22 protein-coding genes are annotated in these 22102 nt (G+C 72.0%); 13 read left to right on the top strand and 9 right to left on the bottom strand.

Annotation, left to right across the window (positions count from 1 at the left end; translation table 11 throughout):
• Positions 1–138: 138 nt before the first annotated feature.
• The 6 genes from NHL53_RS03690 to NHL53_RS03665 all read right to left on the bottom strand — a co-directional run bounded on the left by NHL53_RS03690 (position 139) and on the right by NHL53_RS03665 (position 6775).
• Positions 139–993 (bottom strand): acyl-CoA thioester hydrolase/BAAT C-terminal domain-containing protein, encoded by an 855-nt coding sequence (locus tag NHL53_RS03690; RefSeq protein ID WP_433775276.1) that lies wholly within the window; start codon positions 991–993, stop codon positions 139–141.
• A 272-nt stretch (positions 994–1265) separates the two neighbouring features.
• Positions 1266–1832 (bottom strand): GNAT family N-acetyltransferase, encoded by a 567-nt coding sequence (locus NHL53_RS03685; RefSeq protein ID WP_433775274.1) that lies wholly within the window; start codon positions 1830–1832, stop codon positions 1266–1268.
• The gene (trpS, locus tag NHL53_RS03680) at positions 1825–2829 is read right to left on the bottom strand and encodes a tryptophan--tRNA ligase (RefSeq protein WP_433775272.1); all 1005 of its coding nucleotides are present in this window, start codon (positions 2827–2829) and stop codon (positions 1825–1827) included. The genes NHL53_RS03685 and trpS overlap by 8 nt, the downstream gene beginning before the upstream one ends.
• A gap of 32 nt (positions 2830–2861) precedes the next feature.
• Positions 2862–3839: an NUDIX hydrolase gene (locus tag NHL53_RS03675; RefSeq protein ID WP_433775269.1), complete on the bottom strand. Its 978-nt coding sequence runs from the start codon at positions 3837–3839 to the stop codon at positions 2862–2864.
• A gap of 5 nt (positions 3840–3844) precedes the next feature.
• Positions 3845–6031, bottom strand: a complete 2187-nt coding sequence (locus NHL53_RS03670) for an RNA degradosome polyphosphate kinase (RefSeq protein ID WP_433775319.1) — start codon at positions 6029–6031, stop codon at positions 3845–3847.
• Positions 6032–6091: 60 nt separating this feature from the next.
• On the bottom strand, positions 6092–6775 hold the full coding sequence (locus NHL53_RS03665) for a response regulator transcription factor (protein ID WP_433775267.1): 684 nt from the start codon (positions 6773–6775) through the stop codon (positions 6092–6094).
• Positions 6776–6933: 158 nt separating this feature from the next.
• Between NHL53_RS03665 and NHL53_RS03660 the strand changes: the two genes are divergently transcribed.
• The 6 genes from NHL53_RS03660 to NHL53_RS03635 all read left to right on the top strand — a co-directional run bounded on the left by NHL53_RS03660 (position 6934) and on the right by NHL53_RS03635 (position 11209).
• Positions 6934–7278 carry a hypothetical protein gene (locus NHL53_RS03660; RefSeq protein WP_433775265.1) on the top strand — a complete coding sequence of 115 codons (345 nt, stop codon included), beginning with the start codon at positions 6934–6936 and terminating at the stop codon, positions 7276–7278.
• Positions 7279–7332: 54 nt separating this feature from the next.
• Complete coding sequence (locus NHL53_RS03655) at positions 7333–7467, top strand: hypothetical protein (protein ID WP_433775264.1); 135 nt, start codon at positions 7333–7335, stop codon at positions 7465–7467.
• Between the two features lie 96 nt (positions 7468–7563).
• Positions 7564–8172 (top strand): FABP family protein, encoded by a 609-nt coding sequence (locus NHL53_RS03650; RefSeq protein ID WP_433775262.1) that lies wholly within the window; start codon positions 7564–7566, stop codon positions 8170–8172.
• On the top strand, positions 8169–9281 hold the full coding sequence (locus tag NHL53_RS03645; RefSeq protein ID WP_433775260.1) for a YgfZ/GcvT domain-containing protein: 1113 nt from the start codon (positions 8169–8171) through the stop codon (positions 9279–9281). The genes NHL53_RS03650 and NHL53_RS03645 overlap by 4 nt, the downstream gene beginning before the upstream one ends.
• A gap of 30 nt (positions 9282–9311) precedes the next feature.
• Positions 9312–10418, top strand: a complete 1107-nt coding sequence (locus NHL53_RS03640; RefSeq protein WP_433775258.1) for an FUSC family protein — start codon at positions 9312–9314, stop codon at positions 10416–10418.
• 38 nt (positions 10419–10456) lie between these two features.
• Complete coding sequence (locus NHL53_RS03635; RefSeq protein WP_433775256.1) at positions 10457–11209, top strand: phosphoglyceromutase; 753 nt, start codon at positions 10457–10459, stop codon at positions 11207–11209.
• A gap of 63 nt (positions 11210–11272) precedes the next feature.
• Here NHL53_RS03635 and phoU read toward each other — a convergent pair whose 3' ends face one another.
• Positions 11273–11935 (bottom strand): phosphate signaling complex protein PhoU, encoded by a 663-nt coding sequence (gene phoU, locus NHL53_RS03630; protein WP_433775254.1) that lies wholly within the window; start codon positions 11933–11935, stop codon positions 11273–11275.
• 180 nt (positions 11936–12115) lie between these two features.
• Here phoU and NHL53_RS03625 point away from each other — a divergent pair, with 180 nt between their 5' ends.
• Both NHL53_RS03625 and NHL53_RS03620 read left to right on the top strand, forming a co-directional pair.
• Positions 12116–13312 carry a sensor histidine kinase gene (locus tag NHL53_RS03625; protein ID WP_433775252.1) on the top strand — a complete coding sequence of 399 codons (1197 nt, stop codon included), beginning with the start codon at positions 12116–12118 and terminating at the stop codon, positions 13310–13312.
• The gene (locus NHL53_RS03620; RefSeq protein ID WP_433775250.1) at positions 13309–13992 is read left to right on the top strand and encodes a response regulator; all 684 of its coding nucleotides are present in this window, start codon (positions 13309–13311) and stop codon (positions 13990–13992) included. Before NHL53_RS03625 ends, NHL53_RS03620 begins: the two co-directional genes overlap by 4 nt.
• A gap of 70 nt (positions 13993–14062) precedes the next feature.
• On the opposite strand, the gene NHL53_RS03615 is transcribed toward NHL53_RS03620, so the two are convergent.
• Entirely contained in the window at positions 14063–14584 is a 522-nt protein-coding gene (locus tag NHL53_RS03615) for a DNA modification methylase (protein WP_433775248.1), read from the bottom strand.
• 159 nt (positions 14585–14743) lie between these two features.
• On the opposite strand from NHL53_RS03615, the gene NHL53_RS03610 reads away from it, so the two are divergent.
• The 4 genes from NHL53_RS03610 to rlmB all read left to right on the top strand — a co-directional run bounded on the left by NHL53_RS03610 (position 14744) and on the right by rlmB (position 19418).
• Positions 14744–15229, top strand: a complete 486-nt coding sequence (locus tag NHL53_RS03610) for a CarD family transcriptional regulator (RefSeq protein ID WP_433775246.1) — start codon at positions 14744–14746, stop codon at positions 15227–15229.
• Between the two features lie 76 nt (positions 15230–15305).
• Positions 15306–16520 carry a 2-C-methyl-D-erythritol 4-phosphate cytidylyltransferase gene (ispD, locus tag NHL53_RS03605; RefSeq protein WP_433775244.1) on the top strand — a complete coding sequence of 405 codons (1215 nt, stop codon included), beginning with the start codon at positions 15306–15308 and terminating at the stop codon, positions 16518–16520.
• A 452-nt stretch (positions 16521–16972) separates the two neighbouring features.
• Positions 16973–18445 (top strand): cysteine--tRNA ligase, encoded by a 1473-nt coding sequence (cysS, locus tag NHL53_RS03600; protein ID WP_433775242.1) that lies wholly within the window; start codon positions 16973–16975, stop codon positions 18443–18445.
• Positions 18438–19418 carry a 23S rRNA (guanosine(2251)-2'-O)-methyltransferase RlmB gene (gene rlmB / locus NHL53_RS03595; protein WP_433775240.1) on the top strand — a complete coding sequence of 327 codons (981 nt, stop codon included), beginning with the start codon at positions 18438–18440 and terminating at the stop codon, positions 19416–19418. The genes cysS and rlmB overlap by 8 nt, the downstream gene beginning before the upstream one ends.
• 252 nt (positions 19419–19670) lie before the next feature.
• Here the strand turns inward: rlmB and NHL53_RS03590 are convergent, their stop codons facing one another.
• Positions 19671–20777 carry an ABC transporter ATP-binding protein gene (locus tag NHL53_RS03590; RefSeq protein WP_433775238.1) on the bottom strand — a complete coding sequence of 369 codons (1107 nt, stop codon included), beginning with the start codon at positions 20775–20777 and terminating at the stop codon, positions 19671–19673.
• Between the two features lie 206 nt (positions 20778–20983).
• Between NHL53_RS03590 and NHL53_RS03585 the strand changes: the two genes are divergently transcribed.
• Positions 20984–22027 carry a DMT family transporter gene (locus NHL53_RS03585; RefSeq protein ID WP_433775236.1) on the top strand — a complete coding sequence of 348 codons (1044 nt, stop codon included), beginning with the start codon at positions 20984–20986 and terminating at the stop codon, positions 22025–22027.
• The last annotated feature ends 75 nt before the right edge of the window (positions 22028–22102 follow it).

Genomic DNA, 22102 nt, shown 5'->3' with positions numbered 1-22102 from the left:
CGGGGTCGACCCGCGAGCCGGCGGCGTGTCTCGCCAGCGACGGGAGATCTGGCGTCGTCGTGCGGGGGCTCTCCGAGAAGCCCGGCGAGCACATCGGCGTCTTGCCTCGCACGAACTCGACCGCATCTGGGCGAGGGGTCAGCCGACGGGCGAGCCGTCGTCGGGCGACTCCTCCCGGTGCAGCACGGACAGGACGGCCGGCCAAGCGCGCTCGCCGAGCGCGCGGTCGGCGAGCGGCGTCCCGCCGCGCCGCATGCGCATCCCCACCGCGGGCGGGCTCTCTCCGGGGAAGACGACGCGATGACCGGCGTCCGATCCGTGGATCCAGCCGGTGACGACCCCGTGCTCCTCCCGCCGCCGGAAGATGAGCCGGGCGTGATGCTCCGACGGCCAGACCTCGTCGTCTCCACCCGTGATCAGGACCACCTCGGGGATCCGCTCCACGGGGATCCGCGCGGCGGCGCACGCAGCTGGGTGCTCCCGTCGCGACCGCGCGTACAGGTCGGTGAAGGCGGGTGGATCCTGCTTCGGGACCCAGCCGTCGACGAAGGGAACGAAGGGCAGGGCATCGCCGTCGACCGTCCAGTGAGAGGTCTGGGATCCGTCGGGTCGCACCCCGGCCCAGACGACGTCGCTCGGAGCGAGTGCGACGACGGCGTCGACGCCACCGAGATGCGCGGCGGTCGCGAGCGCGGCCTCCGCTCCGAACGAGGTGCCGATGAGGACGATCCGGTCGCAGTCGACGCGCAGCGCCCGGATCCGCTCGGCGAACGTCTCCAACGGGACGAGCCAGGGGCCGGGCTGCTGCCCTTCACCGCCGAACCAGCGGATCGTCTCGGCGATCGCGCCCGTGTGGGCGAACACGCGTGCCCGATCATCGTCCGGGGCTCCGCGCGAGCCGGCCAGGACGAGAACTCCCGTGCCGGTCGCCCGCGGCGGCGCGAAGCGCGTGCCGATCGATCCGATCGGCGACGTCGTCAGATCAGCGAGCATGGCCCGAGTCTGCCGGATCGGGAGTGCGGGCCGGGGCGGCGAATGCACGACGACGCCAATTCTTGGGGCCGACCCGCGACACCGCGGCGTGTCGGACGCTCAACGGGAGATCTGGCGTCGTCGTGCACCGGCGTTCAGCGCCACGGGTCCCGAACGGCGCGCAGACGTGCCGGATCCGTGCGTTCCGCGTCCGCGAGTGCGCCGTTCGCGCAGAACGGCATCCGCGGACGTGGCCCGCCGCGCCGGTGTCCCGGCGCCCGCGGGCACGAGCCCTACAGCCCCCAGTCGACCTCGCGGCGCGGGTCGTCGGCGAGCAGGCCGGCGATCCAGCCGTCCACGCGGCCCTCGGCGCCGCCGATGCCGTGGCCGGGCAGGCCGGCGCGGCGCACGCCCTCGAGGCGGAAGCCGAGCTTCTGCGCGACGCGCGCCGAGCCGACGTTGCCGACGACCGCGTGCCATTCGAGGCGCTCCAGCCGCATGGGCCCGAACGCGAACTCGATGACCGCGCGAGCCGCCTCCGTGATGTATCCGCGGCCCCGGCCGTCCGGCGCCGTCCAGTACCCGAGCTCGGCGGCGCCACCCTGGATCCGGTGCAGCCCCACCATGCCGACGAGCTGGCCGCCGGCGCGCAGCGCCCAGACGTACTCGCTGTCGTCGCGCCACGACGCCGCGACGATCCGCACGAAGCCCTCCGCGTCCTCGCGCGCGTACGGCGACGGGACGGTCGTGTAGTGCTGGATCGCGGGATCCTGGCAGGCCGCGAAGATCGCGTCGACGTCGCCCTCGACGGGCGGCGAGAGGATCAGCCGCGGCGTGCGGAGGACGACGGGCTCATCCACGGCGCAGCAGGCCGATGCGGTCGTAGACGGCCGAGAGCGTCTTCTCGGCGGTCTCCGCGGCCTTCTCGGCGTTCGCCGCGAGGAGCCGGTCGAGCTCGGCCGGGTCGGCGAGCAGCTCGAGCGCGCGCTCGCGCACCGGCTCGAACTCCGAGACGACCACGTCGCGCAGGCCCTTCTTGAAGTCGCCGTATCCGCGGCCCGCGTACTCGTCCTCGATCGAGGCGATCTGCCGCCCGGTGAGGGCGGCGTAGATCGTCAGGAGGTTCGCGACGCCCGGCTTCCCCTCGCGGTCGTAGTGCACCGTGCCGTCGGAGTCGGTGACGGCGCGCATGATCTTCTTCGCCGTGGCCGAGATGTCGTCGAGCAGGTACAGCACGCCCGCCTGCGACTCCGCCGACTTCGACATCTTCGACGTGGGCGTCTGCAGGTCGTAGATGCGCGCCGTGTCCGACTGGATGACGGGCTCCGGCACCGTGAACGTCTCGCCGAAGCGCGAGTTGAAGCGCTCCGCGAGGTTGCGGGTCAGCTCGACGTGCTGCTTCTGGTCGTCGCCGACGGGCACGACGTTCGCCTGGTACAGCAGGATGTCGGCGGCCATGAGCACCGGATAGGTGAACAGGGCGACGCTCGTCTGGTCGGATCCGTACCGCTGCGACTTGTCCTTGAACTGCGTCATGCGCCCGGCCTCGCCGAAGCCCGTGACGGTCGAGAGGATCCACGCGAGCTCGGCGTGCGCCGGCACCTGCGACTGCACGTACAGCGTCGACTTCGACGGCTCGATGCCGGCGGCGATGTACTGCGCCGCGGTGCGGCGGGTCTTCTCGCGCAGCTCGGCGGGATCCTGCGGCACGGTGATCGCGTGCAGGTCGACGACGCAGAAGAACGCGTCGTAGGCGTCCTGCATGTCGCGCCACTGCATGAGCGCCCCGATGTAGTTGCCGATCTGGAGCGAGTCGGCGGAGGGCTGCATGCCGGAGAAGAGTCGTGCCTGAGTCACCCGACGATCCTACGCCCCGGAGCTCCCGCCCCTCACGCGCGGGCGACGTGGGTCTCGATCGCGACGATCCCGGATCCCGGGGCGTCGCGCGAGACGTGCACGACCGTGAACGAGCCCGTCTTGAGCGCCGCGCGCTCGGCGAGCTCGCGGGAGCGCACCGTGCCGGTGGCGAGGGCGAGGGCGTCGAGGAGGCCGGGCAGGACGGGGCCGTGCGAGCAGAGCACGGCGCCCTTCGCCTTGCGCACGCGCTTGCCGATGACGGCGGTCGCGTCGCTCTCTCCGCTCTCCCACGCGTCCTGGCTGATGAGGGCGGTCTCGTGGATGCGCGCGCCGATGCGCTTCGACAGGGGCGTCACGGTCTGCAGGCAGCGCCTGGCCGTCGACGCGTAGATCCGGCGCACCCCGAACGCCTCGAGCACCCCGGCCGCGCCGCGCGCCTGCTCCTTGCCGCGGGCGGTGAGGGGACGGGCGCTGTCGGGGCCGTCGACCGCCGACGGCGACTCGGCTTCGCCGTGCCGCATGAGCACGATCGGGAAGGTCCCGAGGCCGCCCGCCTCGACGAGCCGCTCGAACGCGTCGAGGATCTCGCCGTCGACGGGATAGCTCAGCCGCTCGCGCGCCTCGTCGAGCGTCACCCAGTCGATCCCGGAGATCTCCTTGTTGGGCCGGAACGTCGACGCCTTCACCGCGTCCTCGTCCACCTCGACCGCCCAGTAGCTCACGTGCTTGTGCCGGCCGGACGGCATGATGAACCGCACGGCGCCGAGCGACGGGCCGAGGTGTCCGCGGATCCCCGTCTCCTCCCAGAGCTCGCGCACCGCGGTCTCTGGCAGCGACTCGCCCGGATCCACCTTGCCCTTCGGCAGCGACACGTCGCGGTACTTCGTGCGGTGCACGAGGAGGATCCGCAGCACGCCGTCGACGCGTCGCCACATGACGCCGCCCGCGGCGTAGACGTCCGGCCGGGACGGGCGCTTCCTCTTGGCGTTCGACGAGCGGGAGGATCCCATGCGCATCACCTGGTCTTGCGCGCCCGACGCCGGCGCTGGATGAGGGACATCGTGCGGTCCTGGACATCGACCAGGGGACGGCCGTCGGCGTCGAGGTGGCGGCGCTCCCAGGCCCCGTCGGGGCCGAGATGCCAGGTCGAGCTCGTCTCGTCCATCGCGAGGTCGAAGAAGCTCACGACCTCGTCGATGTGCTCGGGGCGGGTGAGCTCCACGAGGGCCTCGACGCGGCGGTCGAGGTTGCGGTGCATCATGTCGGCGCTGCCGATGAAGGCCTTCGGCGATCCGCCGTTCTCGAAGGCGAAGATGCGCGAGTGCTCGAGGTAGCGTCCGAGCACGCTGCGCACCCGGATGTTGTCGCTGACGCCCGGGAGGTCGACCCGGATGCTGCAGATGCCGCGCACAGACACGTCGACCTTCACGCCCGCCATCGACGCTCGGTACAGGGCGTCGATGATCTCCTCGTCGACCATCGAGTTGACCTTGATGCGCACGTGCGCCGGCTTGCCGGCCAGTGCGTTCTTGCGCTCGCGCGCGATGTGCTTGAGCAGCCCCTTGCGGAGGTGCAGGGGCGCGGTCAGCAGGCGGGAGAACTTCTTCTCGATCGCGTAGCCGGACAGCTCGTTGAACAGGCGGGTCACGTCGCGGCCGACGACGGGGTCGCACGTGAACAGGCCCATGTCCTCGTACACGCGGCTCGTCTTCGGGTTGTAGTTGCCCGTTCCGACGTGCGTGTAGTGGCGCAGGTGGCCGTTCTCCTCGCGCACGACCGAGGCGATCTTGCAGTGGGTCTTGAGCCCCACGAGCCCGTACACCACGTGCACACCGGCCTTCTCGAGGATGCGCGCCCACTCGATGTTGTTCGCCTCGTCGAAGCGGGCCTTCACCTCGACGAGCGCGAGCACCTGCTTGCCGTTCTCGGCCGCGTCGATGAGTGCCTGCACCACGGGGCTGTCTCCCGAGGTGCGGTAGAGGGTCTGCTTGATCGCGAGCACCTGCGGATCCCGCGCCGCCTGCTCGAGGAAGGCCTGCACGCTCGTCGCGAACGACTCGTAGGGGTGGTGCACGAGCACGTCGCCCTGGCGGATCGCGGCGAAGACGTCGGCCTTCGCGTGCTTCGAGTCGGAGTCGGCGGGCTGGAGCTCGAGCGCCGTGACGGGCACGTGCTTGGCGTACTTCAGGTCGGGGCGGTCGACGCCGCCGAGCCCGAACAGCGCGCGGAGGTCGAGGGGGCCGGGCAGGCGCGAGACCTCCTGGTCGGAGATGTCGAGCTCGTCGAGGAGCAGGCCGAGGGTCACGTCGTCCATGTCCTCGGTGATCTCGAGGCGGATCGGCGGGCCGAACCGGCGGCGCAGGAGCTCCTGCTCGAGCGCCTGGATGAGGTTCTCCGACTCGTCCTCCTCGATCACCATGTCCTCGTTGCGCGTGAGGCGGAACGCGTGGTGCTCGAGGATCTCCATGCCGGGGAAGAGGTCGTCGAGGTGCTCGGCGATGAGCGACTCGAGGGGGATGTAGCGCGCGACCTCGGGGCTGGCCTCGCGCGGGGGGACCCGGACGAGGCGGGGGAGCATCGGCGGCACCTTGATGCGCGCGAACTCCTGTCGGCCCGTGCGCGCGTGGCGGATGCGCACGGCGAGGTTCAGCGAGAGGCCCGAGATGTAGGGGAACGGGTGCGCCGGGTCGACCGCGAGCGGCATGAGGACGGGGAAGACCTGCTGCTGGAAGAACTCGTACAGGTCGGCGCGCTCGCCGTCGCCCAGCTCGCTCCACTCGAGCATCGAGATGCCCTCGGCGGCGAGGGAGGGCCGCACCTGGTCGTTCCAGACGTGCGCGTGGCGCATCTGCAGCGCGTGCGCCTCGGCGTTGATCTCGTCGAGCACCTTCTGCGGGGCGGTGCCCACGTTCGTCGGCACGGCGAGTCCCGTGAGGATGCGGCGCTTCAGGCCCGCGACGCGCACCATGAAGAACTCGTCGAGGTTGCTCGCGAAGATCGCGAGGAAGTTCGCGCGTTCGAGCAGCGGCACGTTCTCGTCCTCGGCGAGCTCCAGCACGCGCTGGTTGAACGCGAGCCAGCTCAGTTCGCGGTCGGTGTAGCGGTGGTGGGGCAGATCGGCCTCCGGCGCCTCCACGAGGGCGTCGAAGTCGTCGTCCTCCGCGTCTCCGAGGCCGGTGTCGACGATGCTCGAGTCGTTCATGGGGGACATCCTGCCATCCTCGTGAGACATCGATGTGAACAGTTCGGAACGCGTCCGACGTCAGGCCGCGGGCGAGGCTTCCTCGTCCGGAACGGCGAAGCGATATCCGACGTTGCGGACCGTGCCGATGAGCTGCTCGAGGTCGCCGAGCTTGGCGCGCAGCCGCCGCACGTGGACGTCGACGGTGCGGGTGCCGCCGTAGTAGTCGTACCCCCATACCTCGCTCAGCAGCTGCTCGCGCGTGAAGGCCCGCGAGGGGTGCGTGGCGAGGAAGTGCAGCAGCTGGAACTCGCGGTAGGTGAGGTCGAGGGGCCGGCCGTGCGCCTTGGCCGAATACGACGACTCGTCGATCGTGAGGCCGGACGTCTGCACGCGGGTCGCCTCGGGACCGGTCGGCGCGCGCCCCTGCGCGAGGCGGATCCTGGCGTCGACCTCCGCCGGGCCGGCGGTCGGGAGGATGACGTCGTCGACCTGCCACTCGCTCGTCACGGCCGCGAGCCCGCCCTCGGTCGTCACGAGCAGAACGGGGGCGGATCCGCCGGCGGTGCGCAGCACCCGGCACAGGCCGCGGGCGCTGACGAGGTCGGTGCGCGCGTCGACGATGATGACGTCGGCCTCGGGCGCGTCGACGAGCTGGGCGGCGGCCAACGGGATCTGGCGCGCACGATGCTGACCCAGCAGCTCGAGCGCGGGGAGCGCAGGATCGGTCTGCGGGGCGGGACTGACGACGAGCAGATGTGCCACGGGGAGATCCTTCCGGGCCCGCCGGAGCCGGGCCCTGCAGGAACACCACTTTAGCGAGAGACGGGACGCGCCCGAACACGCGGCCTGTTCTCGGACTCCGTCCGGCAGAATGAAGGGACCGTCCGCCGGTGCGGATCCGCGGACGGCGAAGGGGGATCATGGCGTCGTCTGCTGCTCGTCCGCGCCGACCGCTCGCGCGTCTCGGCGCGCGCCTCGTCGGCACGCAGGGCCTCGTGCTCCCCTGGGTCGTCGCGGCCCTCCTCGGCATCGCGGTGCTCGTCGCGGCGCCGCATCTCGACTTCTGGTCGGCCAACGCGGCCGCCGCGGGCATCTGCCTCGTCGTCGTGTTCATGACGCAGCTCTCGCTCGGGCGCGTCGACGGGTTCCTCCTGCGCACCTCGACCGCCTCGCTCGGGTGCGTCCTCATCCTCGGCATCCTGTCGGCGGTGGGGCTGCTGCTCCAGGGGGTCGCGATCGGCATGGCGCAGTTCTCCGTCCTCTGACCCCGCTCTCGGGCCGGGTTCTGCGCCGCGCCGCGAGGTCGCTAGACTGATCGCATGCTCGAATTCCTCGCCGGTGTCGACGTCTTCGCGCTCGAGATGTTCTTCGTGGGGCTGCTGGGTCTCGCGAGCGTCGCGATCGCCTTCGTGTCGGGCGCCGTCCTCGTCAACCTCTTCCGCGGCCAGAAGTAGACCCTCCGCGGCGCGGCGCCCCGGGTGCCGCCTTCTCGCGCGCCCGCGTGGCATCCTCGCCGCCCGGCGCGCGCACCGGGATACCCTGGGATCATCATGATCGAGATCCCCACCGACCTTCCCGCTGACGTCGTCCCCCTCTCGTGGCTCATCGGAACCTGGGAGGGCACGGGCGTCATCGACTACCGCGTCGGCGACACGGCCTACGTCGGCGAGTTCCGCCACCGCGCGACCTTCTCGCACGAGGGCGGCGACGCGCTGCTCTACCGCGCGACCGGCACGCTGCTCGGCGACGGCGACCGGCCAGAGCAGGAGCTCGTCGCCGAGACGGGGTTCTGGCGCGTGGCGCGCCCGTCGGGCGACGGCCAGGCGGGCCCCGGCCTCCTGCCCTCGCTCGCGCCCGATGCGCCGCGCACCGCCGACGACCTCGAGGCGCTGCGCACCGCCGACGGCGGATTCCCGCTCGAGGTGATCCTGTCGCACGCCGACGGCGTGCAGGAGCTCTACGTGGGCGAGGTGACGGGGCCGCGCATCGACCTCGGCACCGACGCGGTCGTGCGATCCGCGTCGGCGAAGCCCTACGCCGCGGCGACCCGCATGTACGGCCTCGTCGACGGGCACCTCCTGTGGGCCTGGGACATCGCGGCGCTCGGCCGCGAGCTCGGATCCCACGCGTCCGCGCGCCTCGCGAAGGCGTCGTCGTGACCGACGCCTTCCTCGCGCGCGACGGCGTCGTCGCCGACGACCAGGGCGTCGTCCAGCACGCGGGGAATCCCCTCCTCGAGCAGCGGCGGCTGATCCAGGGGCGGGCCGTCGCGCCGCGCGCCGACCGCGCGATCATCGAGGTGTCGGGGGAGGACCGGCTCACCTGGCTCGACTCGATCACCTCGCAGTCCGTCGCGCGCCTCGCGCCCGGCGAGAGCGCCGAGCTGCTGGTGCTCGATCCGCAGGGGCGCGTCGAGCACGCCGCCGGCGTGGTCGACGACGGATCCGCCGCCTGGCTGCTCGTCGACCGCGGCGACGCCGAGCCGCTCGCGAGATGGCTCACGATGATGCGCTTCCGCTCCCGCGTCGATATCGCGGTGCGCGACGACCTCCGCGTCGTCGGGTTCGTCCGCGGGGACGACGCGGAGCGGCGCGCGACCGCGGCCGCGCTGCGGGGCGGCGAGACGCCGCTGGTGTGGGCGGATCCGTGGGTCGCCGTGCAGCGCGGCGGCTGGCAGTACGCGACCGTCGACGCGCATCCCGGAGCCGAGCTCCCGTGGGCCGAGGCGATCCTCGACGAGGAGGGCGCCGCCCTGCTCGCCGACCTCGACGTCGCGGGAGCGCTCGCGGTCGAGGCGCTGCGCGTGGCCAGCTGGCGGCCGCGGTGGGCGAACGAGGCCGACGACCGGGCGATCCCGCACGAGGCGGACTGGCTGCGCAGCGCCGTGCACCTCGACAAGGGGTGCTATCGCGGCCAGGAGACCGTGGCGAAGGTGCACAACCTCGGCCACCCGCCGCGCCGCCTCGTGATGCTGCACCTCGACGGATCCGACAGCGTGCTGCCCGAGAAGGGCGACGCCGTCTTCGCGGGCGAGAAGGAGGTCGGCCGCATCACGTCGGCCGCCAGGCACCACGAGCTGGGCCCGATCGCGCTCGCGATCGTCTCGCGCCGCACGGCGGCCGACGAGACGCTCGAGGTCGACCGCGACGGCCAGCGCGTCGCGGCGGCGCAGGAGGTCATCGTGCCGGCCGACGCGGGTGCGACGGCGGAGGTGCCGCGGATCACCCGCCTCTCCCGCCGCCGGCAGGCCGAGCCGCCCGCCCGCTGACCCGCCGACCTCGCCGGGTACGCTCGGAGCGTGCCCGAGACCGATCCGCTCACCGAGGTGCTGCCGACCCGGTGGCATGAGGGATACCGGCCGCGCGCGGGGCTGAGGCGCCTGCGCGAGTCCTGGCTCGCGATCGCGCAGATCGTGCTTGCCGTCTCGGCCGCCTACCTCGTCTCGGGGCTGCTCATCGGCCACGAGATGCCGCTGCTCGCGGCGACCGTGACGATCTCGAGCCTCGGTCTGCTGCGCAGCGCCCGGCCGGGCGCGGTGCTCCAGACGGTGCTCGGGATGCTCACGGGGATCGCGATCTCGGAGCTCGCCCTCCTCGTGCTCGACCCGGGATGGTGGCAGCTCGCGATCGTCCTCACCCTGACGCTCGTCGTCGCGCGCTTCCTGTCCCCGGCGCCCGGGTTCCCGATCTCCGCCGGGATCCAGGCCGCGATCGCGTTCATGCTGCCGCTCGGCGACTTCACGGGCATGCGGATCCTCGACGGCGCGGTCGGCGGGGTCATGGCGCTGATCGTCACGGCGCTGCTGCCGCGCAACCCGATGCACGTCGTGCGCCGCGACGCCCGCGCCCTGTTCGACGACGTCGACGGCACGATGAACCGGGTCTCGCAGGGGCTGCGCCGGGGAGACCGGATCCGCGCCGACCGCGGGCTCGTGAAGGCCCGCGACCTGCAGCGGCCCCTCGACGTGTGGGGCACATCGATCAGCACGGGACAGGCGATCTCGAGCATGTCGCCGTTCCTGCGCTCCCGGCGGCTCGAGCTCGCCCGCATGAAGCGCATGCAGGACGCGATGGATCTCGCCACCCGCAATCTCCGCGTGGTCGCGCGCCGCGCGCTGTACGCGGTCGACGACGGGGAGCCCCGCCCCGCGCTCGCCGACCTCGTGGGCGGGATCCGCCGCGCCGTCGCGCTCGTCGCCGCGTGCGTGGACGACGCCGCGGCCGAGCCGGCGGCCCGCGACGCGCTCGGCCGCATCGCCGAGGCGCTCGACCCCGTCGAGCTGCTCCCGGAGGCCCCGCTGGGGGATCAGAACGTGATCCTGTCGATGCGCCCGCTCGTCGTCGACCTGCTCGTCGCGGCGGGGGAGGACCGCCAGGTCGCATCCGCTCGGATCCCGCGCATCTGAGCCCGGGCGCGCACCGCCCGCTGGCGCCGGTCAGTAGCATGGGATCCATGACGCACACGCTGATCCTGCTCCGCCACGGGCAGAGCGACTGGAACGAGAAGAACCTCTTCACGGGATGGGTCGATGTGCGACTCACCGAGAAGGGTCGCGCGGAGGCCGCCCGCGGCGGCGAGCTGCTGAAGGAGCAGGGCGTGCTGCCCGACGTGCTGCACACCTCGCTGCTGAGCCGCGCCATCCAGACCGCGAACCTCGCGCTCGACGCCGCCGACCGCCTCTGGGTGCCCGTGAAGCGCTCGTGGCGCCTCAACGAGCGCCACTACGGCGCGCTCCAGGGCAAGGACAAGGCGCAGACGCTCGCCGAGTTCGGCGAGGAGAAGTTCATGGAGTGGCGTCGCTCGTTCGACGTGCCGCCGCCCGCGATCGACCCCGCCGACGAGTACGCGCAGACCGACGACCCGCGCTACGTCGGCATGGACGGCGAGATGCCGCAGACCGAGTCGCTGAAGCTCGTCATCGACCGCATGCTGCCGTACTGGGACGACGCGATCGTCCCCGACCTCCGCGCGGGGAAGACCGTCATGGTGGCCGCGCACGGCAACTCCCTGCGGGCCCTCGTCAAGCACCTCGACGGCATCAGCGACGACGACATCGCGGGCGTCAACATCCCGACGGGCATCCCGCTCGTGTACGAGCTCGACGACGACATGCGGCCCACGGGCCCCGGTCGCTACCTCGACCCCGAGGCGGCGGAGGCCGGTGCCGCGGCGGTCGCCGCGCAGGGCAAGAAGTAGCCCCGGACGCGAGGAGGGGGATCCGGCTCTGCCGGATCCCCCTCCTCGCGTCTTCCCGTCGGGTCAGACCTCGGCGAGCTCCTCGCCCGACCAGTCGCCGGTGGCGAGGTAGACGACCTTCTTCGCGACGGCGACCGCGTGGTCGGCGAAGCGCTCGTGGTAGCGGCTCGCGAGCGTCGCGTCGATGGCGCCGGGGATCTCGCCCGCGAACGAGTCGCCGAGGACACGCTCGTACACCGACGCGTGCAGCTCGTCGATGTCGTCGTCGGTGTCGCGGATCTTCGTCGCGTACGCGAGATCCTGCGTGCGCAGCAGCTCGGTGAGCGTGCGCGCCACCTCGACGTCGAGCTCGCCCATGCGGCGGAAGGTCTTCTTCAGCCCCTTCGGGATCGCCCGCTCCGGGTAGCGCGAGCGCACGAGCTGCGCGATGTGGTCGGCGAGGTCTCCCATGCGCTCGAGCGACGCGCTCGCGCGCAGGGCTGTCACGATGACCCGCAGGTCGGCGGCGACGGGCTGCTGCATCGCGAGGGTCGCGATCGCGATCTCGTCGGTCGTCAGCACGAGCTGATCGATCGTGTCGTCGTTCGCGATGACCTCCTCGGCCAGCGCGACGTCGCCGGTCTCGAAGGCGCGGGTGGCCTTCTCGATCGCCGTCGCGACGAGCTCGGAGATCTCGACGAGGCGGTTCTGGATCTCCTCCAGAGTGTCGTGGAACACTTCGCGCATCGTAAGGGCCTCTTTCTTCAGGTCAGGTCGTGGCCGACGCCCAGCGTCGCGCACGGCGGGGGCGGTCAGGTCGAGCGAAGGTTAACGGACGGTGTAACCCTCGTGAACACTGGTCCTCGCAGTCCCGGTCGGAGCCGGGAGCGTGCCGAGCGCCGTGACGGATGACTCTACCCTTGAATCATGCCCGAAGCTCTGCTGGCCCTCCTCGTCGGAGTGATGATCGGAGTCGGGGGAACCGTCGTCGTGGTCCTCGCGCTGCGCGCGCGGGCCCGCGCCGAGGAGGAGGCGTCTCCGCGCCTGCCGTCGGCGATCGCCGCCGTGCTCGACGTGCTCGACGACGCCGCGATCGTCACCGACGGGTCGGGGCTCGTCATCGCGGCCTCCCCGTCGTCGACGTGGCTCGGGGCGACGCCCGGCGAGGCGCTCGAGCAGGAGGAGCTGCGCGGCCTCATGAAGGAGGCGCGCCAGACGGGACAGTCGGAGTCGCAGACCCTCCGGATCCTGGCCGGGCGGATCGCCCGCGAGCAGCGCCTCGTCGTGGCCCGCGCCGCGCAGATCGGCCGCGGGTTCATCCTCATCACGGTGCGCGACATCTCCGAGCAGGAGCGCCTGCAGCAGATGCGGCAGGACTTCATTCAGAACACCAGCCACGAGCTGAAGACCCCGGTAGGGGCCATCGGCCTGCTCGCGGAGGCCATCGAGATGGCCGCGGACGATCCGGCCCAGGTGCGCGACTTCTCCGAGCGGATGAGCGCGGAGGCCGAGCGCCTCGGGCAGCTCACCGCCCGCATCATGAACCTGTCGCGGCTGCAGGCCGCGGACGAGCTCGTCGACATGGGCCGCGTCGCGATCGACGAGGTCGTGCAGGCCGCGGTCGACGCGCACGCCGTGACCGCGGAGGCCGCCGAGCTCGATCTCGTCACGGGCGGCGAGAAGAGCCTGTACGTCGAGGGCGACCGCCGCGTGCTCATCGAGGCCGTCGGCAACCTCGTCTCGAACGCGATCGCCTACTCGCCGCCGGGATCGCGCGTCGGCGTGGGCGTGCGCTCCGCGGACGGCGCGGTCGAGGTCGCCGTCAGCGACCAGGGCATCGGGATCGCCGAGGCCGACCAGAAGCGCATCTTCGAGCGCTTCTACCGCGCCGACCAGGCGCGCTCCCGCCGCACGGGCGGCACGGGGCTCGGCCTGTCGATCGTGAAGCACGCGATCCAGCGCCACGGGGGAGAGGTGCGGCTCTGGTCCCGGGAGGGACAGGGCTCGACGTTCACCATCAGACTGCCGCTCGCCGACGCGCCCGACCGGGCGACGGAGGGCAAGCGCGGGAAGAAGCGCGCGGGGAAGAAGCCCGCGCACGGGAAGAAGGAAGGGACCGCATGACGCGCGTTCTGCTCGTAGAGGACGAACCCGATCTCGCCGAACCGCTGGCCTATCTCCTGCGCAGGGAGGGATACGAGGTCGAGATCGCGGACGACGGCGAGAAGGCACTGCGTCTGTTCCGCGACCACGGCGCCGACGTGATCCTGCTGGACCTCATGCTGCCTGGCATCCCCGGCACGGAGGTGTGCCGCCAGGTGCGCACGACCTCCCAGGTGCCGATCGTGATGCTGACCGCGAAGGACAGCGAGGTCGACATCGTCGTGGGGCTGGAGCTCGGCGCCGACGACTACGTGACCAAGCCCTACTCGTCGCGGGAGCTGCTCGCCCGCATGCGCGCCGTGCTGCGGCGCACCGCGACGCCCGAGGAGGATCTCGAGGAGCACATCCTCGAGGGCGGCCGCGTGACGCTCGACATCGACAGGCACACGGTCGCCGTCGACGGCGCGCAGATCAACATGCCGCTGAAGGAGTTCGAGCTGCTCGAGCTGCTCATGCGCAACACCGGGCGCGTGCTGACGCGCGGCCAGCTCATCGACCGGGTCTGGGGATCCGACTACTTCGGTGACACGAAGACCCTCGACGTGCACATCAAGCGGATCCGCTCGCGGATCGAGGAGGTGCCGTCGAAGCCGGTCATGCTCGTCACGGTGCGCGGCCTCGGCTACCGCTTCGAGGGCTGAGGGCCTCGACGACGATCCCCCGGCGCCGCGATGCGGCGCCGGGGGATCGTGTTCGCGAGAGGGGGAGAGCTCAGTGGTGGCTCTCGACCTCCTTGACCTGCTCGCAGTGCGCGCCCTGCGGGTCGTCGTTGGGGGCGAGGTCGGCGTACTCCTCGAGGCAGTTGTCGAGCACGGGGATCTCGATCTCGGTGCCCTGCGCGTCGCCCGACTGGAAGAACATGCTGACGGTCGAGCCGGGCTGGGCGTCGAGGCCCGTGACGAGCAGCGGCTCGTCGCCGGCGCCGAGGCTCACCGTCTCGCCCGCGGGGATCGTGATCGCGGCGTTGCCCGCGGCCCAGTCGACCGTCAGACGCTCCTGCGAGGACCCGGTGTTGGCGACCGTCGCGACGAGGTTGCCCTCCGCGCCGTCGCGGTCGGCGACGACGAGCACGTTGCGCACGGCCAGGGCGCTGTCTCCGTCGTCGAAGATGTTCACGCCGTCGGAGGGCGTGTACTGGAAGGTCGTCGCCTGCGGGGCGACCGCTCCGCAGCCGGTAGCGGTCAGCAGCACGACGCCGCCAAGGGCGAGGGACGCGATGGTGCGCGATTTCACGGATCCTCCATGGGGTGCGGGCGCAGCCCGGCAGCGGGCCTCCCCACATCCTATAAGGGCGGCGGCTGGGAGAAGGGAACCCGCGGCGGCGAAAGGGGCGTGATCCTAGCACCTCTTGGCCTGTGGTAAACTCGATAAGGCCGGAAGGACGTAATTCTTATGCTTTTTGAGGTTGGCGAGACTGTCGTTTACCCCCACCACGGGGCCGCAACCATCACCGAAGTCAAGACCCGAGTGATCAAGGGCGAGGAGAAGACCTACCTCAAGCTCAATGTGACGCAGGGCGATCTCGTCATCGAGGTGCCCGCCGAGAACGTCGACCTCGTCGGCGTCCGCGACGTCATCGGAGAAGACGGACTCAACGAGGTGCTCGAGGTACTCAGGGCGCCGTTCACCGAGGAGCCGACCAACTGGTCGCGCCGCTACAAGGCGAACCTCGAGAAGCTCGCCTCGGGCGATGTCATCAAGGTCAGCGAGGTCGTGCGCGACCTGTGGCGCCGCGACCAGGATCGCGGGCTGTCCGCGGGGGAGAAGCGCATGCTCGCGAAGGCGCGCCAGATCCTCGAGTCCGAGATCGCCCTCGCGAAGGATCTCAGCGAAGAGGGCGCCGCGACGTTCCTCGACGAGGTCCTCGCCAGCGCCTGATCGACCACGCGTCGCCGCGCCCCGTGCTCGCCGAGCACGGGGCGCGGTCGTGTCCGGATCCCCTACTCTGAGGCCCATGGACATCGCCTCGCGCATCGACACCGCGATCGTCGTCGTGGCCGCGGGATCCGGAACGCGACTGGGCGGCTCCGCGCCCAAGGCGTTCGTCGGGATCGACGAGCACAGCATCCTCCGGCACTGCCTGGCGGGGGTGTTCGACGCCGAGCAGGCGCAGGTCATCGTCGTGGCGCCCGCGAGCCGCGTCGGCGAGGCGCTCGCCGAGGCGGAGGAGGTCGCCGGGGAGCGCCGGGAGCTCGTGACGGTCGTGCCGGGAGGGGCGACCCGCCAGGAGTCGGTCGCCGCGGGGCTGAAGAGGCTGCTGCCCACGGTCGAGACGGTGCTCGTGCACGACGCGGCCCGCGCCCTGACCCCGGGCGAGACGATCGACCGCGTCGCCCGCGCGGTGCGCGAGACGGGGCGGGCCGTCGTGCCCACGCTGCCCGTCGTCGACACCCTCAAGCGGGTCGACGACGACCGGATCGTCGGCGTGGTCGATCGCGCCGCGCTGGCCGCCGCGCAGACCCCCCAGGGCTTCGCGCGCGACGTGCTCCTCACGGCCTACGCGGCCGCCTCGCGGGAGTTCACCGACGACGCCGCCCTCGTGCAGGAGGCGGGGCACCAGGTGCTGAGCGTCGAGGGGTCGGCCCTCGCGTTCAAGATCACGACCCCCGCGGACCTCGATCGGGCGCGGCACCTCGTCGCCGGATCCTCGCGGGCGCCCGCGGTGCCGGGTCGCGCGGCCGGGGCGTCCCCCGCGCAGCTGCCACGGATCGGGATGGGGACGGACGTGCACGCCGTCGGCGGAGACGGACCGCTCCGGCTCGCGGGCCTCGAGTGGCCGGACGAGCCCGCCCTGTCGGGACACTCGGACGGCGACGCGGTCGCGCACGCCATCGTCGACGCGCTGCTGTCGGCCGCCGGGCTGGGCGACATCGGCGCGCTCTTCGGCACCGACCGCCCCGAGTTCGCGGGCGCCAGGGCCGACGTGTTCCTCGCCGAGACCCGGCGCCTCGTCGAGGAGGCAGGGTGGCGCATCGGCAACGTGTCGGCGCAGGTGCAGGCGCGGCGGCCGATCTTCGCGCCCCGTCGCGCGGAGGCGCAGGCCGCGCTCTCGGCGGCCCTCGGCGGCGCGCCCGTGTCGGTCGCGGCGACGACGACCGACGGCATGGGGTTCACGGGATCCGGCGACGGCGTCCAGGCGTTCGCCGTCGCGCTGCTCGTGCCCGCCTGATCCGCGTCGCGACCATGCCCCGCCCCGCGCGAGCGTGTCTCACGTGGGGTGGGTATGGCGGCCCTTTTCCCGCGGAACGTGAGACATGATCCGGCGGGGGAGTGCGGCATGTCTCGTCTTGCGCGGGTATGGCGGCCCTTTTCCCGCGGAACGTGAGACATGATCCGGCGGGGGAGTGCGGCATGTCTCGTCTTGCGCGGGTATGGCGGCCCTTTTCCCGCGGAACGTGAGACATGATCCGGCGGGGGAGTACGGCATGTCTCGCCTTGCGCGGGTATGGCGGTCTCTTTCCCGCGGAACGTGAGACATGCTTCCGACGGGGAGCGCGGCATGTCTCGCCTTCTGCGGGTATGGCTGTACCGTCTCCGCATGTCGTGAGACACGGATCAGAAGACCAGCATGCGGTGCACGACGCCGGGATCCGCGGAGAGCGCGGCAAGTAGGCTGGATCCGTGACTCTCCGGCTGTACGACTCCCGCGCCCAGGCGCTTCGCGACTTCGCTCCGATCGACGAGCAGAACGTCACGATGTACGTCTGCGGGCCGACCGTGCAGTCGGGGCCGCACGTGGGGCACCTCCGCGGAGCGCTCGCGTTCGACCTGCTGCGGCGCTGGCTCGCCCACCGCTACGGCCGGGTGACGCTCGTGCGCAACGTCACCGACATCGACGACAAGGTGCTGCAGAACGCGACGCCGGAGGAGCCCTGGTGGGCGCTCGCGTACCGGATGGAGCGCGCCTTCACGGCCAGCTACGAGGCGATCGGCATCCTCCCTCCCGACTACGAGCCGCGCGCGACGGCGTCGATCCCGCAGATGCAGGAGCTGATCCAGCGCCTCATCGACGCCGGCCACGCCTACGCGGCCGACGGCGACGTGTACTTCGACGTGCGCTCGTGGCCCGAGTACGGGTCGCTCACCCGGCAGGCCGTCGACGACATGGAGGACGCCGCGGAGGCCGACCCGCGCGGCAAGCGCGACCCGCACGACTTCGCGCTGTGGAAGGCGGAGAAGCCGGGTGAGCCCGCGAGCGCCGTGTGGGAGTCGCCGTGGGGTCCCGGCCGCCCGGGCTGGCACATCGAGTGCTCCGCCATGTCGCGCCGCTATCTCGGCCCGGAGTTCGACATCCACGGCGGCGGTCTCGACCTACGCTTCCCCCACCACGAGAACGAGCTCGCGCAGTCGACCGCCGCGGGCGACTCCTTCGCGCGCTACTGGGTGCACAACGGCCTCGTCACGGTCGACGGGCAGAAGATGTCGAAGTCGCTCGGCAACTTCACCCTCGCCCAGGATCTGCTGGCCTCCCGCCCGGCGCCCGTCGTGCGCTACGCGCTCGCCGCGGCGCACTACCGGTCGAACCTCGACATCTCCGATCGCGCGCTCGACGAGGCCCGCTCGGCGCTGGACCGGATCCGCGGATTCCTCCGTCGGGCCGAGAGCGCGACGGAGGAGGCGGAGCGACGGGTGAACGCGTACATGAACACGCTGCGCGACGAGGAGCTGGTCTCGGAGTCGTGGGCGCGGCTGGACGAGGCCGTTTACGAATCCGCCGGCCTGCTCCCCGACGCGTTCCGCGAGGCGATGGACGACGACCTCGGCACCCCGCAGGCGCTCGCCGTCGTCCACGAGCACGTGACGCGCGGCAACGTGGCGCTCGATCAGGGCGACGAGGCGGAGATCGTCAGCATGTTCCATGCCGTGTCGGGCATGATGGACGTTCTCGGCTTCTCCCCGGACGACGGGTCCGCGGCGCACGACGGCGCCGGACAGGCGCTCGCGACGCTCGTGGACGAGCTCATCGCGCAGCGCCAGAGCGCCAGGGCCGAGAAGGACTGGGCGACCGCCGACCGCATCCGCGACCTCTTCGCGCAGGCGGGCGTCGTCCTCGCAGACACATCAGACGGAACTGTTTGGAGCATCGATGGCTAAGCCAGGACGGCCCGGCGCGGGCGGCAAGGGCAAGAAGGGCTCGATCAAGGGCTCGGGAGGCCAGGGGCGCCGGAAGCTCGAGGGCCGCGGCCCCACGCCCAAGGCGGAGGACCGCGTCTACCACGTCGCGCACAAGCGCAAGCAGCTCGCGGAGCGCTCCGCGGCGAAGCGCGGCGGCCAGCAGCGCGCTCCGCGGCGCCGCCCCAACGACGACAACGAGTACGTCACCGGGCGCAACAGCGTGCTCGAGGCGCTGCGCACGCGGATCCCCGCGACGACGCTCTACATCGCCCAGCGCGTGGAGATCGACGACCGCGTGACCGAGATGCTCGCGATCGCCCGCAAGCGCGACCTGCCGATCCTCGAGGTCACGCGCCCCGAGCTCGACCGCATGGCCGGGTTCGACGGCGTGCACCAGGGCGTCGCGCTGAAGGTGCCGCCGTACGAGTACGCGCACCCGCAGGAGATGCTCGAGGAGATCGTCGACCGCGGCGAGACGCCGCTGCTCGTGGCGCTCGACGGCGTGACGGACCCCCGCAACCTCGGCGCCATCATCCGCTCCACCGCCGCCTTCGGCGGACAGGGCCTCATCATCCCGCAGCGCCGCTCGGCTGGCGTCAACTCGGCGGCCTGGAAGACGAGCGCGGGCGCCGCGGCGCGGATCCCCGTGGCGATGGCCCCGAACCTCACGACGACGCTCAAGGAGCTGAAGAAGCAGGGTGTGTTCGTGCTCGGCCTCGACGGCGGCGGCGACGTGCGCATGCCCGAGGTGGAGCTCGCCGATCGCCCGCTCGTGCTCGTGATCGGCAGCGAGGGCGACGGCCTGTCGCGCCTCGTGACGGAAACGTGCGACCAGATCGTCTCGATCCCGATTTCCGACGCCGCGGAGTCGCTCAACGCCGGCATCGCCGCGTCGGTCGCGCTCTACCAGGTGTCGACGCTGCGCGCGGCGCAGGAGGAGGCCGCCGAGTAGGCATCCTCTCGCGCGGGCCGCGGATCCCTTCGGGGCCGCGGCCCGCGGCGTTCCCGGGGCGCGTGCCGTCGGGCCCCGATGCACGACGACGCCATTCTGCGCGCGGCGGGGCCGCGAGCGCGGCGTGTCGCGTGGTTCAGCCGAGTTCTGGCGTCGTCCTGCACCGGGCCGTGGTTTCACGCGCCCGCCCCGCAGACGCCGAAGGGGCGCCCGCCGGAGGAACCGGCGGACGCCCCTTCGGACGCGATGCGATCAGATGGAGCTGGAGATCGCCTTCTCGATGAGGCGGTCGCCCGTCTCGGCGTCGAAGACGTGCACGTGGCCCGGGTTGGGCGCGAGCGTGACGGTCTCGCCGGCCATCGGGTGCTTGCGGCCGTCGACGCGGGCGACGAGCTCGACCTGCTCGCCGTCGATCTCGGTGTGGCCGTACAGGTAGCCATCGGCTCCCAGCTCCTCGACGAGGTCGACCTTGACCGAGAGGCCGTCGCCGCCGGGGCCGCTCACCACGAAGTCCTCGGGGCGCACGCCGGCCTTGACCTTGCTGCCGTTGGCCTTGTCGAGCGCCGTGCGCTCGACGCCGACGACCGAGCTGCCGAAGCGCACGCCGCCGTCGGCGATGTCGGCGGCGAAGAGGTTCATGGCGGGCGAGCCGATGAAGCCCGCGACGAAGTCGTTCTTCGGGGTCTCGTACAGGTCGCGCGGCGTGCCGACCTGCTGGAGGAGACCGTCCTTCAGAACCGCGATGCGGTCGCCCATGGTGAGAGCCTCGGTCTGGTCGTGGGTGACGTAGACCGTCGTGACGCCGAGGCGACGCTGCAGCGACGCGATCTGCGTGCGGGTCTGGACGCGGAGCTTGGCGTCGAGGTTCGACAGCGGCTCGTCCATGAGGAACACCTGCGGCTCGCGGACGATCGCGCGGCCCATCGCGACGCGCTGACGCTGACCGCCCGAGAGGGCCTTCGGCTTGCGGTCGAGGTAGGGCTCGAGGTCGAGGAGCTTCGCCGCCTCCTCGATCTTCTTGCGGCGCTCCTCCTTGCCGACGCCCGCGATCTTCAGGGCGAAGCCCATGTTGTCGGCGACCGTCATGTGCGGGTAGAGGGCGTAGTTCTGGAAGACCATCGCGATGTCGCGGTCCTTCGGCGGCACGTCGGTGACGTCGCGGTCGCCGATGCGGATCGCGCCGTCGTTGACCTCCTCGAGGCCCGCGAGCATGCGCAGCGAGGTGGACTTTCCGCAGCCGGAGGGGCCGACGAGGACGAGGAACTCGCCGTCCGCGATCTCGAGGTTGAGCTTGTCGACCGCGGGGCGGGTGCCGCCCGGGTAGAGACGGGTGGCGTTGTCGTAGGTCACAGTGGCCATGACTGCTTCTCCTTCACCGGCAGGTACGTGCCGGACGATCCGTAGTGAGTGGAGCGAGGCCTCGCGGCTCCGCACGCCCTCCGTTGGGCGCTCGGGCCAGTATGGCACGGATCCTGAGCGTTCGCGCAGAACGGCCGGCCCCGGCCCCGGATCGGCGGGGCCCGGAGCGAGTGGATCGCCCTCGCGCGCGCTCGTAGAATATCGCCATGTCCGCCGTCACGAGCACCTCCGCGTCCGCCTTCCGCTGGGGGCTCGTCCAGGTCTCCCTCTCGGGCGTGCTCTGGGGCACGGCCGGGCTCGCCTCCGAGCTGCTGAACGACGCGACGGGCGCGCACCCCCTCGTGCTCGGGGCGTGGCGAGCGGCCGGCGCCGCCGTCATCCTCCTCGTGATCCTCGTCGCGCTGCGGCAGCTGCGCCCCGCGATCGACCTGCTGCGCCGCCACCCGCTCACGGTGGTCGGCGCGGGCATCTGCACGGGGCTCTACCAGACCCTCTACTTCCAGGGCGTCGCCTGGGCGGGCGTGACGGTCGCGACCGTCGTGAGCCTCGGCATCGGGCCCGTCGTCGCGACGGTCGTCGAGGCGATCGCCCAGCGCCGCCGTCCCTCGTGGCTGTCGCTCGGCGTCGTCGCGGTCGCGCTCACGGGCCTCCTGCTGGCGGCCTCCGCGGGCGGACACGGAGCCGGCGGCACCCGCCCGGTCGAGGGCGTGCTCATCTCGGCGGCGGCCGGCATCGCCTTCGGCTCGGCCACGCTCATCGGCAGGGCCCCCGCGCAGCACGCCGCCGCGCTGCCCCTCACGACCGTGACGACGACCGTGTCGGCCTTCCCCGCGTCGCTGCTCGCGCTGATCCCCGTCGCGACCCAGGGTGCCGCCGTCGTTCCGGCGCAGACCGCCGGGCAGTGGGGCGGGATCATCTACCTCGCGGCCGGCACGATGGCTCTCGCCTACCTCTCGCTCTACGCGGGCCTCAAGCACGTGCCGGGCTCCGCGGCGCTCGTGGCGACGCTGCTCGAGCCGGTCACCGCGGCCTTCGCGGCCTTCGTGCTGCTGGGCGAGCGCATCGGCGCGACCGGCTGGATCGGCACCGCGCTCATCCTCTTCGCCGTCGTCGGCCTGTCGTTCGAGGCGCCGCCCGCGGACGAGGAGGATCCGGTGCGCGAGCGCCTGCCGGATCCCGCGGGGGAGGAGCGCGTGCCGGTCGCGACAGGGCCGATCCCGCGTGCGGACGGCGACCCCCTCGGCGGATGATGTCCGCCTGACGGGGTGTTTCTCAGCGCACCTCACTACCATCGGAGGGTTGCAGTCGCACACGAGCGATGCGAG

Source organism: Microbacterium sp. gxy059, from assembly GCF_050958665.1.
Lineage (GTDB): Bacteria > Actinomycetota > Actinomycetes > Actinomycetales > Microbacteriaceae > Microbacterium.
This window is presented reverse-complemented; position numbering and strand designations above follow the sequence as displayed.